This is a genomic window from Pseudomonas sp. NPDC079086 (genome assembly GCF_044542155.1).
GTDB lineage: Bacteria > Pseudomonadota > Gammaproteobacteria > Pseudomonadales > Pseudomonadaceae > Aquipseudomonas.
This window is the reverse complement of record NZ_JBITTY010000001.1, coordinates 245,581-263,002: the sequence shown is the minus strand read 5'-3', so window position 1 is coordinate 263,002 and position 17,422 is coordinate 245,581. Positions and strand designations below refer to the sequence as shown.

At 56.3% G+C, this 17,422-nt stretch carries 9 protein-coding genes and 1 pseudogene; 8 read left to right on the top strand and 2 right to left on the bottom strand.

Annotated elements, in window-relative coordinates; all coding sequences use genetic code 11:
- Window positions 1–2: 2 nt before the first annotated feature.
- Window positions 3–569, bottom strand: coding sequence for a DUF4124 domain-containing protein (locus ACIGEK_RS01180; protein ID WP_397491572.1), 567 nt, complete (start codon window positions 567–569; stop codon window positions 3–5).
- Window positions 570–743: 174 nt separating this feature from the next.
- Window positions 744–2,150 (bottom strand): glutamate--ammonia ligase, encoded by a 1,407-nt coding sequence (glnA, locus tag ACIGEK_RS01175; protein WP_275962192.1) that lies wholly within the window; start codon window positions 2,148–2,150, stop codon window positions 744–746.
- A 327-nt stretch (window positions 2,151–2,477) separates the two neighbouring features.
- Here glnA and thiI point away from each other — a divergent pair, with 327 nt between their 5' ends.
- The 8 genes and pseudogenes from thiI to ACIGEK_RS01135 all read left to right on the top strand — a co-directional run.
- Entirely contained in the window at window positions 2,478–3,932 is a 1,455-nt protein-coding gene (gene thiI / locus ACIGEK_RS01170; protein ID WP_397491571.1) for a tRNA uracil 4-sulfurtransferase ThiI, read from the top strand.
- Between the two features lie 156 nt (window positions 3,933–4,088).
- Complete coding sequence (gene typA / locus ACIGEK_RS01165) at window positions 4,089–5,909, top strand: translational GTPase TypA (protein WP_397491570.1); 1,821 nt, start codon at window positions 4,089–4,091, stop codon at window positions 5,907–5,909.
- A 405-nt stretch (window positions 5,910–6,314) separates the two neighbouring features.
- Entirely contained in the window at window positions 6,315–8,003 is a 1,689-nt protein-coding gene (locus ACIGEK_RS01160) for a ShlB/FhaC/HecB family hemolysin secretion/activation protein (RefSeq protein ID WP_397493058.1), read from the top strand.
- A 45-nt stretch (window positions 8,004–8,048) separates the two neighbouring features.
- A complete protein-coding gene (locus ACIGEK_RS01155) occupies window positions 8,049–14,876 on the top strand; it encodes a DUF637 domain-containing protein (RefSeq protein ID WP_397491569.1) in 6,828 nt (2,275 codons plus the stop codon).
- Window positions 14,876–15,244 (top strand): hypothetical protein, encoded by a 369-nt coding sequence (locus ACIGEK_RS01150; protein WP_397491568.1) that lies wholly within the window; start codon window positions 14,876–14,878, stop codon window positions 15,242–15,244. Before ACIGEK_RS01155 ends, ACIGEK_RS01150 begins: the two co-directional genes overlap by 1 nt.
- Window positions 15,245–15,816: 572 nt before the next feature.
- Complete coding sequence (locus ACIGEK_RS01145) at window positions 15,817–16,137, top strand: hypothetical protein (RefSeq protein ID WP_397491567.1); 321 nt, start codon at window positions 15,817–15,819, stop codon at window positions 16,135–16,137.
- Window positions 16,138–16,291: 154 nt separating this feature from the next.
- On the top strand, window positions 16,292–16,873 hold the full coding sequence (locus ACIGEK_RS01140) for a hypothetical protein (RefSeq protein ID WP_397491566.1): 582 nt from the start codon (window positions 16,292–16,294) through the stop codon (window positions 16,871–16,873).
- A 119-nt stretch (window positions 16,874–16,992) separates the two neighbouring features.
- A pseudogene (locus ACIGEK_RS01135) lies at window positions 16,993–17,169 on the top strand (transposase); the annotation flags it as partial.
- Window positions 17,170–17,422: the final 253 nt, after the last annotated feature.

Genomic DNA, 17,422 nt, shown 5'->3' with positions numbered 1-17,422 from the left:
AGTTAGGGAGCTGGCTTTGGTTTGGGCTTTGGTGGCGGAGGTGGTGGGCGCAGGGCTGGGCTGCTGGTATTGACCCGCTGCACGGTAAACACGCTGGTGGCGCTCTGCTGGATCGATTTCTCGCCGCTGAGTACTTCCACAGCCAGGCTGTGTTCGCCACGGTCGGCATTGCTCACTTGCAGGCGCGGCACGTTGCTCGGTTGGCCGTAGGGCTTGCCATCCAAAAGCAGGCGCAGGCGATGGTTGCTGGCCAGGCGCGGCTGGATGTCCACGCCAACGCTGAAGGTGCCGTTGTTGGCGCGCATGGCTTCATCGTCGGGGATGCCGGTCAGCTGCAGCATGCTGTAAGGCGCGGCGCTGTCGGCTGGGTCGGGGTTGGTTGTGGCGGGCACACTGGGTACTGGCATCGACACGCTATTGGTTTTCGGCAGCTCGACATTCTGCGTCGGCTGGCCTTCCGGCGGCTGGTCGGTGAATACCGTGTTGCCATTGGCGTCGGTGTATTTGTAGATCTGTGCACTGGCCGGCAATGCCAGGCTCAGTAACAGGCAGATGAGCAGAGGGCGCATGCCTGACTCTCCCTAGTGATGTGCTCTTAGCCTTGCACTGCTCGCGCGCTCTGGCAAGCGCGTTGATGGCTGGGCGTGTACCAGCGCAGAAATCATCAGGTTAAAAGGTGTTGCGGGTGTGCCTCCAAGCGCAAAAAGGCCACCCGAAGGTGGCCTCTTGTATTGCGTGCAGGATTAGACGCTGTAGTACAGGTCGTATTCCAGCGGGTGTACGAAGGTGCGGACTTTGATTTCTTCTTCGCTCTTCAGCTCAAGGTAAGCGTCGATGAAGTCGTCGGAGAACACGCCGCCTTTGGTCAGGAACGCACGGCCTTTATCCAGCTCTTCCAGGGCTTCTTTCAGGCTGCCACAAACCTGTGGGATCAACTTGCCTTCTTCTGGTGGCAGGTCATACAGGTTTTTATCAGCAGCATCGCCAGGGTGAATCTTGTTCTGGATACCGTCGATACCGGCCATCAGCAGAGCAGCGAAGGCCAGGTATGGGTTGGCAGCCGGATCCGGGAAGCGTGCTTCGATACGGCGGGCTTTCGGGCTGGAAACGTATGGAATACGGATCGAGGCCGAGCGGTTACGCGCCGAGTAGGCCAGCATTACTGGCGCTTCGAAACCTGGGACCAGACGCTTGTAGGAGTTGGTCGACGGGTTGGTGAAGCCGTTCAGGGCTTTACCGTGCTTGATGATGCCGCCGATGAAGTACAGGGCGGTGTCGGACAGGCCGGCATAGCCTTCGCCAGCGAAGGTGTTCTTGCCATCTTTGGAGATGGACATGTGTACGTGCATACCCGAACCGTTGTCGCCGTACAGCGGCTTCGGCATAAAGGTCGCGGTTTTGCCGTAGGCATCAGCCACGTTGTGTACGCAGTACTTCAGGGTCTGAACTTCGTCAGCCTTGGCCACCAGGGTGTTGAACTTCACGCCGATTTCGTTCTGGCCGGCAGTCGCCACTTCGTGGTGGTGAACTTCGATGACCAGACCCATTTCTTCCATGGCATTACACATGGCAGTACGGATTTCGTGGTCGTGGTCGCACGGCGGAACTGGGAAGTAGCCACCTTTGACGGCTGGGCGATGGCCTTTGTTGCCGCCTTCGATGTCAGCGTCGGTGTTCCAGGACGCCTGCTCGGAGAAGATCTTGAACATCGAGCCGGAGATGTCGGACTTGAACTTCACTTCGTCGAAGATGAAGAACTCAGGCTCTGGACCAACGAATACGGTGTCGCCGATACCGGTGGTTTTCAGGAATTCTTCAGCGCGCTTGGCGATCGAGCGCGGGTCACGATCATAGCCTTGCATGGTGCTTGGCTCGATGATGTCGCAGACGATGATCAGGGTCGGCTCTTCGGTGAACGGATCCAGGACAGCGGTTTCGTCAACCGGCAGCAGGATCATGTCGGAGGCTTCGATGCCTTTCCAGCCGTGGATGGAGGAGCCGTCGAACATTTTGCCGACTTCGAAGAACTCGTCGTCCAGCGCATCGCGTGCCGGCATGGTCACGTGGTGCTGTTTGCCCTTGGTGTCGGTGAAGCGCAGGTCAACCCACTTCACGTCGTGTTCTTTAATAAGTTGAATCGACTTCGACATGCTGTCCTCCAGGTGGATAAGGCTCGAATGCTGAGCCCTCAATAGTATGTTACGGCCGGCGGCATACTCCGCCAGGGCATCCTGCCTCACAAGGGAGCAAATTGCATGCCAGTGCACAGGAATGGGTGTAAGCCCTGAAACTCAGGGCTGGCGGGGGCTGCGCGGCGCTGCTTGATAAATATTTGCACCGTTATGGGTCGTCGTATTTGTCATGCGCACTTTTGTGGTGCGCGATTTGTGTGGTTGAGGATTTTTGATCAAAGCGTGAGCAATTTCCGCTATAATCCGCGCCCCTGTTTTTTCGCGGCCTCGGCACCCACTGTTTTCATGAAACTGATCGTTAAAGTCTTCCCGGAAATCACCATTAAAAGTCGGCCGGTGCGTAAGCACTTTATCCGGCAGCTGGCGAAGAACATTCGTTCGGTTTTGCGTGAGTTCGATCCACAGCTGCAGGTCAGCGGTGTGTGGGACAACCTGGAAGTCGAAACCCAGATCAGTGAGCCGAAAACCCTGCAGGCGATGGTCGAGCGCCTGAGCTGCACGCCAGGTATTACGCATTTCCTGCAAGTCGATGAATACCCACTGGGCGACTTCGACGATGTGCTGGAAAAGTGCAAGTTGCACTTCGCCGATCAGCTGCCGGGCAAGATCTTCGCGGTACGCTGCAAGCGCGCCGGCAAGCATGCGTTCAGCTCCATGGATGTTGAGCGCTATGTCGGCAGCCAATTGCGCCAGCAATGCGGCGCGGCCGGCATCTCGCTGAAAGATCCGGACGTTGTCGTGCGCATGGAAATCCGCGATCAGCGCCTGTTCGTTATTCACCATCAGCACGAAGGCCTAGGCGGTTACCCGCTGGGCTCGCTGGAACAAACCCTGGTGCTGATGAGTGGCGGTTTCGATTCCACCGTCGCCGCATACCAAATGATGCGCCGCGGCCTAGTCACCCACTTCTGCTTCTTTAATCTAGGCGGCCGCGCCCACGAGTTGGGCGTGATGGAAGTGGCGCATTACCTCTGGCAGAAATTCGGCAGCTCGCAGCGCGTGCTGTTTATCAGCGTGCCGTTCGAGGAAGTGCTGGGCGAGATTCTCGGCAAAGTCGACAACAGCCAGATGGGGGTCATCCTCAAGCGCATGATGCTGCGCGCCTCCACGCGCATGGCTGAACGATTGCAAATTGATGCGCTGGTCACCGGTGAGGCGATCAGTCAGGTTTCCAGTCAGACCCTGCCAAACCTCGCAGTAATCGACTCGGCCACCGATATGCTGGTGCTGCGTCCGCTGCTGGCCAGCCACAAGCAAGACATCATCGACACCGCTACGCGCATTGGCACCGCCGAGTTCGCCAAGCACATGCCGGAATACTGCGGGGTGATTTCGGTCAACCCGACCACCAAGGCGAAAAAGCTGCGCATCGAGTATGAAGAGAGCCAGTTCGACATGGCCATTCTCGGGCGCGCCCTCGAGCGCGCGACCTTGCTACCGATCGACAAAGTGATCGACGAGCTGGGCAAGGACGTGCAGATCGAGGAGGTCAGTGATGCGCTGGCCAGTCACGTGATTATCGATATTCGTCACCCCGATGCCGCCGAGGACGAGCCACTCGCCTTGCCAGGCGTCGAGGTCATGGCGCTGCCGTTCTATGCCCTGAACAGCAAGTTCAAAGAGCTGGATGAGGCGCGCCAGTACCTGTTGTATTGCGATAAAGGTGTGATGAGTCGTTTGCATGCCCACCATTTACTGAGTGAGGGGCATGCCAATGTGCGCGTTTATCGTCCGACATAAAACGCCCGGGTTGAATGGCGGCAGTATCCGCCATCGCCCTCCCGACATACAGGCGGCGTGATTAACACGCTCACGCCGCCTGGCAGAAATCGCAATTAGTTAATACTCGCCGCCTAGACTAAGCGGCACACCGAATCCTCTGATCGAGATACACACGTGATCGAAAATCTACGCAACATCGCCATCATTGCCCACGTTGACCATGGTAAGACCACCCTGGTAGACAAACTCCTGCGTCAGTCCGGCACCCTTGAGCGCGGTGAGCTCAACGACGAGCGCGTGATGGACAGCAACGACCAGGAAAAAGAGCGCGGCATTACCATTCTCGCCAAGAACACCGCGATCAACTGGAACGGCTACCACATCAACATCGTCGACACCCCCGGCCACGCCGACTTCGGCGGTGAAGTTGAGCGCGTGATGTCGATGGTTGACTCCGTGCTGCTGCTGGTTGACGCCCAAGACGGCCCGATGCCGCAAACCCGTTTCGTGACCAAGAAGGCTTTCGAAGCCGGTCTGCGTCCAATCGTGGTAATCAACAAGGTTGACCGTCCAGGCGCGCGTCCGGACTGGGTTCTGGACCAGATCTTCGACCTGTTCGACAACCTCGGTGCTACTGAAGAGCAGCTGGACTTCAAAGTCGTCTACGCCTCGGCCCTGAACGGCATTGCCGGTCTGGATCACACCGACATGGCTGAAGACATGACCCCGCTGTATCAGTCCATCGTCGACAACGTGCCGTCCCCGGCTGTAGACGTTGACGGTCCGTTCCAGATGCAAATCTCGGCACTGGACTACAACAGCTTCCTCGGCATCATCGGTGTTGGCCGTATTGCGCGTGGCAAGGTCAAGCCGAACACTCCGGTGATCGCTATCGACGCCGACGGCAAGAAGCGCAACGGTCGAATCCTCAAGCTGATGGGTCACCACGGCCTGCACCGCATCGACGTTGAAGAAGCCACCGCGGGTGACATCGTCTGCGTCAGCGGCATGGACTCGCTGTTCATCTCCGACACTCTGTGTGACATCAACCACGTTGAAGCGATGAAGCCGCTGACCGTGGATGAGCCGACCGTATCCATGACCTTCCAGGTCAACGATTCGCCGTTCTGCGGTAAAGAAGGCAAGTTCGTCACCAGCCGTAACATCAAGGAGCGTCTGGACAAAGAGCTGCTGTACAACGTGGCACTGCGCGTTGAAGAAGGCGACTCGGCTGACAAGTTCAAAGTATCTGGCCGTGGTGAGCTACACCTCTCGGTACTGATCGAAACCATGCGTCGCGAAGGCTTCGAAATGGGTGTTGGTCGTCCGGAAGTGATCATCCGTCAGGTTGACGGCGTGAAGCAGGAACCGTTCGAAAACGTCACCATCGACACCCCGGAAGAATCCCAGGGCAAGGTCATGGAAGAGATGGGTCTGCGTAAGGGCGACCTGACCAACATGGTGCCGGATGGCAAAGGCCGTGTGCGTCTGGAGTACAACATCCCTGCTCGTGGTCTGATCGGTTTCCGTAACCAGTTCCTGACCCTGACCAACGGTGCTGGCATCCTGACCTCGATCTTCGATCGCTACGACACCATGAAGTCCGGCGACATGTCCGGTCGTCAGAACGGTGTTCTGGTATCGGTTGAAACCGGCAAGGCGCTGACCTACTCCCTGGAAACTCTGCAGGCGCGTGGCAAGCTGTTCGTTGAGCACGGTCAAGAGATCTACAACGGTCAGATCGTTGGTCTGAACAGCCGTGACAACGACATGGGTGTTAACCCAACCAAAGGCAAGAAGCTCGACAACATGCGTGCTTCCGGTAAAGACGAAACCATCGCTCTGGTTCCGCCGGTGAAATTCACCCTGGAACAAGCTCTGGAGTTCATCCAGGACGACGAGCTGTGCGAAGTTACGCCGAAGTCGATCCGTCTGCGTAAGAAGATCCTCGACGAAGGCGAGCGCACCCGCGCGGCCAAGAAGGCCAAGAACTGATCCAGTTCTAGCTAACTAAAAAGCCCCCGCCGGCGCGAGCCTGCGGGGGCTTTTTTATTGGGCTGTCGCCGCGTGTGGCCACTCCCCTGTACGACGATTGAATAATGCTCTCAACGATTTTTATGTCTGGCATTTAGCTGCGCTGCTTCTCAATCGTGGGCGCCTTGTGTAAGGCTCGCCGCGACAGCAACCAGTGGTCAGAAGTTCAGGATGAACGGCTGGTTCTGTGAGGTAGGTCACGCGTCGCGCGGATGATGGCAACTCGCCATGTGTTCTAATGCGCGCCGCATTTTCCTCTGTTAATCCGCTATTCAAAGGATTGAAGGCATGTCCCTTCGTAGTAACCCTTTATGGCCTGCCATCCCTGGCAGCCACCCTGCGCGCCGTCGCTGTGCAACGCTAATAATGGCTCCCGGCCGTTTTTTGGCCGTCTGGCTGATGTGTACCCTTGTTCCCGCTGTATCGCTGGCGCAAACGCCAGGTGATCGGGACCTTATCCGTGAACGTCAGGAGCGTCTGCTGCAAGAGCAGGAGCGCCGCCTGGATGAGTTGCGCCAATTGCCTGGCAAGGTCGAGCAACTACCCGCGCAACCCGTTGCTGAAGACGAGCGCTGCTTTGCCATCGAACAGATTAATCTGGTCGGCGCCACGCTGCTCAGCCCAGCCGATCAGGCCAGTATTCTCAAACCCTACAACGGCCAATGTCTGGGCGTTGGTCAGCTCAATCAGCTGCTTAAGGACATCACCAATCACTACCTCGGTCGTGGTTATGTCACCACGCGTGCCTACCTGCCGCAGCAAGATCTAGCCAGCGGCACGCTGCAGGTCACTGTGGTCGAAGGTCGGCTTGAAGGCTTGAACAGCTCGGAGCTGGCTTCGGATCGGGAACTGGCTATGAGCTTTCCCGGTGCGACCGAGCGCGTGCTGAACCTGCGCGAGCTTGAGCAGTTGGTCGAGCAACTCAATCGCCTACCATCGCGTCAGGCGCAATTGGAGTTGGTGCCGGGTGAGCAGGTTGGTGGCAGCCGCGTGCAGCTGCAAGGCCAGCGCAGCAAGCCGTGGCGCGTCAGCCTGGCGCGGCACAACGATGGCCAGTTAAGTACCGGTGAGCAACAGTGGGGCCTCGGATTGGACTGGGACAGTCCCTTGGGCTTGGCCGATCAGTTGAGCCTGCGCGCCGGCGGTGATGCGGTCAGCGACAGCTACCGCCACTCCCACAATCAGAGCCTCAATTACAGCCTGCCGTACGGCTGGTGGACCTTCAATTACAGCTACAGCCAGAGCTACTACCGCACTCAAAGCGAAGCCAATGGCTTCGCCTTCGATCAGGATGGCGACAGCAAAACCCACGCCTTGCGTGCCGAACGTGTACTGCACCGCGACAGCTTGAGTAAAACCGCCGCGAGCCTGGGTGTCAGTCACCTGAACAGCAACAACTTTATCCTTGGTAATCGGATCGATGTCTCCAGCCAGCGACTGTCCGAAGCGCAGTTGGGCTTTAACCATGGTCGGCGTATTGGCAGCGCTTTCGTCAACGCCGATATCGGCTGGCAACACGGCACCGGTGCCTTTGATGCGCAGCGCAGTGGCAACCCGCAAGGCGGCCAGCCCGTGGCGCGCTACAACAAATACAGCCTAACCCTGAGCTACCTGCAGCCGTTTCAGCTGTGGGGCGAGTCGTTCAGCTTCGACAGCCTGGCCAACGGCCAGCGCAGTGAAGATGTGCTGTTCAGCCCGCAACGCATCAGCGTGGGCGGCCTCAGCTCGGTGCGTGGCTTCAAGGAGCAATCGCTGTCCGGCGACAGCGGCGCGTACTGGCGTAACCAGCTGCGCTGGCGCAAGGCGGTTAGCTGGCAACCGCTGCAGCCCTTTGTCAGTGAATACGGCGTGGCATTCGCCTACGACATGGGTGTGATCAGCGGCGGGCGTTACAACCCGGACCAGCATGGTCGCCTCTCCGGTAATGCCATCGAGCTGAGTGCTCGTGGTCAGCACTTGGCCGCCTCGCTGACCTTCGCCCGTTCACTGGAACGCCCGGACGCCATCGAGCGTCAGGAGCATCCGGTGTATTTCCGGGTCGACCTGTTTTTCTGATTTTTCTGAATTCTGCTTTATAGCCCTACGGGTTGGAGTTATTACATGGACGTTCGCACGCCATTTTTCCAAAACATTGCCTGTGTCCTGATCGGCGTACTGTTCCTTAACCCGATTGTTTCCACGGCGGCTGAACTGGCGCTGGATGCACAGGCCGGCGGCAATGCCGCGGTGACCCAGGCAGCCAATGGCGTGCCCATGGTCAATATCGCCACGCCCAATGGCAGTGGTCTGTCGCATAACAAGTTCACCGACTTCAACGTCAGCCAGCAAGGGCTGATTTTGAATAACAGCGCTCAGGCGGTGGTGCAGACGCAGCTGGGCGGCTATGTGATGGGTAACCCCAACCTCAAGGGTGGGGCGGCGAATATCATCCTCAATGAGGTCAACGGCGGTAGCCCCAGTCAGCTCAAGGGCTACACCGAAGTGGCCGGCAAGTCCGCTGCGGTCATCGTCGCTAACCCGCATGGCATCAGCTGCGACGGTTGCGGCTTTATCAATACACCGCGCGTGACCCTCAGCACCGGCAAGCCGATTATCGAAGGCGGGCGTCTGGATCGCTTTGATGTCGAAGGCGGGCAGATCAACATCGAAGGCGCGGGCCTTAATGCGCGCAATGTCAGCCAGTTCGACCTGATCACCCGCAGCGCGCAGATCAATGCTGAGCTGTATGCCAGCCAGCTGAATGTGATTACCGGGCGTAACGAAGTCGACGCCGCCACGCTCAACGCTAAGGCCAAGGCAGATGACGGCAGTGATAAGCCACTGCTGGCCATCGACAGTTCAGCGCTGGGCGGCATGTACGCCGGGGCTATTCGCCTGGTCGGTACCGAAGCCGGCGTGGGCGTGAAACTGGCCGGTGATATGGCCGCCAGTGCCGGCGATATTCAGATCGACGCCAATGGCCAGCTGAGCATGGCGCGCACTGCCGCCAGCCGTGACCTGCAGCTCAAGGCCGAGAACATCGAGCTGAATGCCGACACCTTTGCCGGGCGCAGTGCTGTGGTGGAAGCCAGTGGCCAGGCCCAGGTCAAGGAGAGCTTGGCAGCCGCCCAGCAGCTAACCGTTAAGGGTGGCGAGCTGCTCAACCAGGGCGTGGTCGAGGCGGGCGTGCGTGCCGATGGCAGCCTTAACAACACGGCCTCGCTCAGCCTGCAAACCAGCAAGGTGACTAACTCCGGCACCATCACCTCCCACGGCAGCTTGAATGCCGATGTGCAAACGCTGGATAACCGCGCCGGCAAACTGCTCAGCGCCAGCGACGCAACGCTCAACGCGCAGACACTGGAAAACAGCGGCGGGCGTATCGTCGCGCAGCAGAGCCTCGACCTGAGCGGCACCCAGCTGAACAACCAGGGCGGCGAAATCCTGGTCCTGCAAAACATCACCGTAACGGCTGCCAACCTGGATAACCAGAGCGGCACCCTGGCCGGCAGCGCGCTGGATCTTCAGCTCAGCGCTGCCTTGAATAACCAAGACGGCTTGGTTGAATCCGCCAGCGACTTGCAACTGACCGCTAACACTCTCAGCAACAGTGGCGGCAAGTTGCGTGCTCTGGGTGGTGAAAGCGCCAGCCGGTTTGCTCTGGGTGGTCTGTTCAATAACGACGCCGGCTTAGTCGAGATCGGCAGCGGCGTATTTACCCTGAGCAGCGTGGGTTTGAGTAACCTCGGCGGTACAGTGCGTCACACCGGTACTCAAGGATTTAACCTGGACCTGACGGCACTCGGTCAGGCCGGTGGCCGCTTTATCACCAACAGTGCGGTCGATCTCAGCTTTGATGAGTGGACCAATACCAGTTCGCTGCAAGCCAAAACGCTCAGTATCAATATCAATCGCCTCACGCAAACGGCCAGTGGTGCACTGATTACTGAGAGCAGCATCAACACCAGCGGCGAGCGTTGGCTCAACGACGGCGCAATCGAAACCGACGGTACGCTGAATCTGACCTTAACCGATGCCTACAACGGTAATGGCAAGCTGCTGGCGCAAGGTGACCTGGGCCTCACAGCTGGCAGTGCTGATCTGGGCAGTGATGCTGAGGTGCGCAGTGCGGGTGGTGCGCAGTTTGATATCGGCACTGTGTTCAGCACCGCCGGCAAGATCACCGCCGTCAATGACGTGAACGTCAAAGCGGCCAGCCTCAGCAACCTCGGTACCCTGGGTAGCGCTGTGGCATTGCATATTGAAGCAGCGCAATTGCTCAACCAAGGCGGTCTGCTGTTCAGCGGTAACGACATGCAGCTGTTGGCTGACCGCATCAGCAACCTCTATGCCGATATCTTCAGCCTTGGCGCTTTGACCATTGCCAAGGATGCTGCTGGCAACAAGTCGGCCCTGCTAGAAAACCGTTCCGGCAGCATCGAGTCCAGTGGCGACATGAGCCTGCGAGCGGCAACTCTGACCAACCGTAAAGAGCTGTTTACCCCAGGTAAGCAACTCACTTCTGGCAGCATCAGCGTAGTTTGCTACGACTGCGGTGGCGACCACCATAACGTCGACTATGTGGCCCGCGAGCGCTTTGTTACCACTGTGGAAGAGGACTCCGCAGCGTCCAGAATCCACAGTGGTGGCAACCTGACGATCCAGGGCGACACCATTGCCAACCGTTACAGCAGCCTGAGTGCTAGCGGCAATATCAATATCACCGGCATCACCCTGGAAAACATGGGCGCGGCCAGCGGCATTATCGAGCGCACGCGGCGATTCAACACTGGCCGTGTTACCGACGGCACCGACGAGCGTTTTCGCGACAACTACATCACCCCATACAACGCCCAGCCACTGCCCAAAGAAGTGCCGAGCGCGCTATATCGCTGGACTCTGGTCAGCGACATTGAAACCAACACCCCCGATGGTTCCGGGGCACCGGCAATCATCCAGGCAGGCGGCAATGTCAGCATTCAGGCCACGCAAAGCCTGACCAACTCCTCAGTACTGAACAATCAGGCGGCTGCGGCCGGCCCTGCGCAGAACCTCGACACCCAAGTAGCAGGCAGTAGCCAGCCATTGGTCGTGCAGCTCAATGCGCAGCTACCCGCCGACCTCGCCCAGCAGGCGGTCAACCCACTGGCACTGCCCAGTTTTAGCTTGCCGCAAGGGCAAAATGGGCTGTTCAAGGTTAATAACGACCCCGGCTACCCCTATCTGGTAGAAACCAGCCCGGCTTTCGCCAGCCTGAGTAACTTCCTTAACTCGGGCTACCTGCTCGACGCGGTGGGTTACAACCCGGATCAAACCCAGCGCCGCTTGGGCGATGGCCTCTACGAACAACGGCTGATCCAGCAGGCCATAGCCGCCCGCACCGGCAAGCGCTTCCTCGCGGGTTTGAACTCGGACGAAGCGCAGTTCAAGTACCTGATGGACAACGCCATCGCCAGCAAACAAGCGCTCAATCTGGCACCCGGCATCGCCCTGAGCAGCGAGCAGGTTGCCGCCCTGACCCATGACATCGTCTGGATGCAGGAGCAGGTGGTAAATGGTCAGAAGGTATTGGTGCCTGTGCTGTACTTGGCCCAAGCCAATGACCGCCTCGCCCCCGGCGGTGCACTGATTCAAGGGCAGGATGTGGCGCTGATCAGCGGCAGCAACCTGATCAACAGCGGCACCTTACGCGCCAGTAAGAACCTCAGCGCTACCGCCAATAACATCGGCAACAGTGGCCTGATGCAAGCCGGTGAGCGCCTGAGCCTGCTCGCCACCGACAGCATTCGCAACGCCCAAGGCGGCATCATCGCCGGTAAGGACGTCACTGCTATTGCCCTAACAGGCGATATCAGCAACGAGCGCAGCATCACCCAAGAGTCGCGCAGCGGCCGCAATTTCAACCAGCTCACTAGTGTGGTCGACAAGGCTGCCGGTATTGAAGCCAGCAATAACCTGACCCTATCCGCAGGCCGCGATATCCAGAATATTGGTGGCAGTCTCAAGGCTGGTGGTAATGCCGATCTGAGTGCAGGCGGCGACGTGGTAATCGCCTCCGCTCAGGCCGAAAACGGCCAGATGCGTAAAGACAAGCGTCACTTCTGGGAAACCTCCAGTACCACGCAATACGGCAGTGACGTGCAGGTAGGCGGCGACCTCAAGGCCGAGGCGGGCAGAGATATCGCGGTCATTGCCAGCAAGGTCAAGGCTGACGGGGATATCGCTCTGGCGGCTGGGCGTGATGTGGTAATCGCGGCTGCGGCCAACGAAAGCAGCAGCGAGTACCGCTACAAAGGCAATGGCAAGAAGATCAACAAAGAAGACTCGACTGTGCGCCAGCAGGCAGCTGAGATTGAGGCTGGCGGTGATCTGAGTGTGGTTGCTGGTGAAAATCTGCTGTTAAGCGCGAGCACGCTTAAAGCCGGTAACGAGGCTTACCTGTATGCCGGCGAGCAGATTAACGTGCTGGCCGCGCAAAACAGCGACTATCACCTCTACGACTACAAGAAGAAGGGCAGTTGGGGCAGCAAGAAAACCCAGCGAGATGAAACCACTAGCGTGCGTAATGTCGGTACCAGCATCACCACTGGTGGCGACCTGACCTTGGTCAGCGAAGGCAACCAGCTCTATCAAAAAGCCCGTTTGGAAAGCGGCGGCGACCTGACCCTGGACAGCGGTGGCAGCATCACCTTCGAGGCGGTGAAGGATCTGGAGCAGGAGAGTCACGAGAAGAGTGATGACAACGCTTTCTGGACCTCCATGGAAGGAAAGGGGACAACAGACGAAACCCTTCGTCAGAGTGTGCTGCTCGCCCAAGGCGACGTGGTTATTAAGGCCGTCGATGGCCTAAAGATCGACATTAAACAGGTAGATCAGAAAACCGTTAGCCAGACCATTGATGCCATGGTCAAGGCCGAGCCGGAGCTGGCTTGGCTGAAACAGGCCGAAGCGCGCGGGGATGTTGATTGGCGGCAGGTGAAGGAGATTCATGACGCCTTTAAGTATGAGCATTCAGGGCTTGGGCCAGCGTCGCAGTTGATTATTGCGATTGCGCTGTCGTTCATTATTGGTCCAATGGCAGGTGGCTTGGGCGGCACGGTTACTCAGGCTGTAACCGTTAGCGTGGCTACCAAGGCCACAGTAAGCACCATCAATAATCGCGGTGATCTTGGGGCAGTGGCCAAGGACGTCACCTCTTCGGATGCCATCAAGGGTTATGTGGTGGCCGGCGCAACGGCGGGGATTGGTGAACAGTTCGGCTACAACCCGACGAAGCTTGGCTTTGACTCCAACAGTGCCCAACTCGTAGGCATAAAAATCGCGTCTGACGCCGTGATCAAAACCGCTGTGTATGGCGGTAGTTTCAAAGACAACCTGGGCGCTGCGGCAGTGGGGGCTGGTATTGGTATTGCTGGAGCGGTTGGGGCGAACGAAATCGGCAACCAGTTCCAGAATGGCAGCCTGTCGAAGATTGTTATGCACGCGGCACTCGGCGGCTTAATGGCCGAGGCAATGGGTGGCGACTTCCGCACTGGCGCATTGGCAGCTGGGGCTAATGAAGCGCTGGTCAGCCTGCTTGCAAGTAAGTTACTGCCAGACAACCTCGTCAAAGGCACTCCAGAATACGAACAGGGTGTGCGGAGCTTGTTGGCCGCCTCACAAGTAGTCGGAGTGCTGGCAGCGGTTGCGGTTGATGGCGATGTCAATGCGGGCGCGGCGGTGGCGGCGAATGCGACGCAGAACAACTTTCTGAATCACACTGACGTTGACGAGATGAATGCCAAACTTAGCCTCTGCGCGGGTAACGCAGACTGCGAGCATAAGGTAAGGCGGGAATTCAATCAGCGCAGTGCAGAGAACAATAAAAGGCTTAACAACTGTAGCAGGAACGGAAATTGCTCAGAGATTCGGTTGGAAATTCAAGGCGGTTTGGATGCCTTGGGCAATTTGAAGGGCCTGAGTAGCAATGCGCAAGGCTTCGTCGAGGGGATGGCTCATGTTCAAAAGGGCGAGTTAAGGACTCTAGATATTCAGGTCGAAACTGCCAAGGCCGAAGAAATTCGACTGAGTCATGAGCGCACGGCGGCGCAAGAGTTGCTTGCGAAAAGTCCGGAACAGCGTCAGCAACTTGCGGATATGCAAGCAAAGGCTGCTTACCAAACTGAACAAGAGCAAAAATTACTAGCAAGTGATGCGGTGCAGCAGCTAGCCCAAAAGAACGCAGCGGATCTTGCTGCGGAACTAGATGCTCTAGCGCCCGGCTGGCGAGCGTACCAGGAGCAGAGGCTAGATAGGGTAAGCGGTGTGAAGCAGGCCGGGATGATCTTCTCGGAGGTCATTAGCCCGGCTCTTTGGGATGTACTGGGCCCCGCTGCAAAAGCTGCCAAGCTCGCCGGTATGTTTGCCGTAATGGGCAAAGTGCCTGGCAAGGTCTCTGCTGATGTGGTTGCAACAGCGACCAAACTGAATAATTTGCTGGCGGGTAAAGCTCCGTCTCCTGAGGATTTGGCACCGTTCAAAAAAGCTGCAGAGAACAAGCTAGCCGAAGAGGTTAAGCTGGCTAATCAAACGTTGGCCAGTAAGCCGGTGGTTTCGGGTGATGCAAAAGGGATTGGTGAGGCAGCTAACCGAACATCGCATGAGATGTACAAAGATGGACTTCGAGCTGCAATGGAAAAGCCGGTTGTTTCTGACAAGAAACTCGCAAGTTTGATTGATCCGCTATACCGACCTAATGCGACGGTTGGTAGTGGCAGCACAGCAGCTGCCATACGCCAGGAGTTGGCAACTGGCCAACCTGTTGGTGGTGCTTTTCACTCACAAAAGGCAACAGACAGTATTGTTGCATTGCAGAAGTGGCTAGACCGGAACTCGACTGCAGCGCCAGGTGACCGGGCAGCAGCTGAGAATGTCATTCGTGATATGAGCAACGCTCTGAGGGGGTATTAATGGATGAGGATTGTCGCGGCTTTATTGCGGCGCTTATTGCTCAAGCGCCCGCTTTGGAATCCGCTCTTAGGGAAACATTAGAGTATTGGGAACCTGATGAACCGCCTGTTACGATACTGTTCGCCGCACTTGGTGAGCGAATGGTGGATGAATTTAACTCTGCTGGAGCGGATGCTAATCAACGAAGATTTCACCTGATTGAGTCTGCAATGAATAGCAGTAACTCTGATCTTGTAACTGCTGTTGCAACAGGGCTTCTTGAAGCCATTGTCTCAGCTGCTTCGCGCCAAGAAGGGCTTTTGCCTAGAGTATCGCTAATGCTGGGCAAGCTCTCGCGACGGCACGTCAACGCTTGGTTAGCGCAATAGTCGTGGAATAATAGGGGTCAGACCACGATTAATGAGGGTGTCCTAGATTTTGTGTAAACGGCCAATTGGCAGGAAACTGCCCACTTGACCGGAGACACCATGACGACTCGGAACAATAAGGGACAGACCCCGATTAACTAGTTCTTACTGCTTTTGTTGTTGAGCTATATATCAAGCACCGGCCTCGCGCCGGTGTTGTTTTATCTGCCGGTAAAGCTTCTGATTTACTGCCTCTTAAGGCGCTGCCACAGCCGTAGAGTAAAAAGGGGACAGATTTATTTCTCCTGATCTTAGCTAGTCTAAAAGCTTCACGGATGGAGGGTTGCTTATGCCTAGGATGGGCCGAGTAGTTTTACCGAACTACCCGTAGAAAAAGGGGACAGATTTATTTTTCGGCTCAGCTAGGCAATACAAATCTTGAAGTATTTAAATCTGGAACATCATCAGGGCTGTCTAAAGAACAGGCTGTATGGAATACGCTCTTGGGAAAAACGATGAATTCATTAGGATTCAAGAATGTTGGGGTGTCTAACAGTAGCGTGAAATGCACTCACTGACAGGCGGGGCGAAGTATGGGAAAGATTGAAGCGATTAAAATTCTTGTATCTATTGGGCGCGCAAAAGACGAACTGGATTTACTTGAAGGAGAGTCTTCCTATATTTCCGATGCGTCGGAAGGTTTCCCTCAAGAGCCCGAGCTTCGACGGTTGTGGATAGTTACGGCTCATCACCTAAGATTTGTTTCTGATTTTGGCAATTCGGCTGTCGAGGGAGAGAGGGATGGAAAACACCTGACGCCTTTCCCTGACGAGTTTGAAAGTTGGCTTAATGCGGGGGCTCCGGGTATAGCATCTAAGGATATTGACAGCTTATTAAGAAGTCACCCGGTTTAATGGTGCAAAAGAAACAAAGGGGGCAGATTTATTTTTAAGTCAGTTAGGTTGGCTCAATAAACCAATCCGTTCTCTTTTTTCTCACTTCTCGTTCCTTTTTGGTGGTCCCTTTTCAGTTCCGCTTATCAAAAAATAACGCCCATGGAGGCTTAAAATGCTAAGGGTTGTTTGTTTAGGTGTTTTGGTTTTGCTCATGGCTGGGTGCGCAGCACCTAACAAGTTTTCTACGCACGCCTATGCGTCGGGTGCGGAGTATCCCTATATTTCCGTAATGGTGAATGATGGTTATGTACATCAGAGTACAAGCTGCGGGCAGTATGGCTGCAGTACCTATACGGATCAGACTCATCTGTTCGTGCTGAGCGCGCTCAGGGCGTCTGGTAAGTTTCAGCGCGTTGATATCAATAACGGCTTGGCGCGACATAAAGTCATGGTGGCTTTTGATCGTCAGGAGAAGGGCTCTGGAGCCGCCAATTTTGGGAAGATGATGCTAGGAGCGCTTACGATATTTCTGCTGCCGATGCCATATGAGTACAGATATGAGGCAAGTTTTTCCGTCATGGAGGGTGATGATATCCTGAAGAACTATGAGTATCACCGTGACTCGGACGAGCTGACTTTCCTTTTTATTGATGTACAGAGTGCTAAAAACAATGCAGTAAAATCCATGGTCGATAACTTCCTCCAGGATCTTGAGAACGATGGTGTGCTTCGAACAAAACTGGCGGCTAATTGACCTAGTGAGGAAAAGGGGGCTGATTTATTTTTCCTGGTTTATATGTCTGAGAAAAATGGGACAGATTTATTTTTCCTGATCTTGGCTAGTCTAAAAGCTCCACGGATGGAGGGTTACTTATGCCTAGGATGGGCCGAGTCGTTTTACCGAACTGCCCGCACCATGTTGTGCAGCGTGGTCATAACCGGCAGGTGGTATTTGCCGCTGCCGAAGATTATCAGCGCTATCTCGCCGACCTTCGCGAACTCAAAGATGTATTTGGGGTAAAGGTCTACGCCTATTGCTTGATGACCAATAGAAAAAGGGGGCGGATTTATTTTTCAGTCAGTTAGGTTGGCTCAATAAATAAATCCGTTCCCTTTTTTCCATTGAGCGTCGTCTCTTTGTGGACGTTCATGATGAAACGGACGAGATTGATTTTGCTGAGGAAGTCCCGCTGTTACTTGATGCCATCGAGAAGCCATTGCGTTGATGGGCACGGCATCTTATAGCCTTGCGAATAAGAAGCGTCGTGATCGAGCGCGTAGTACAACGGCTATGGCCACGGCG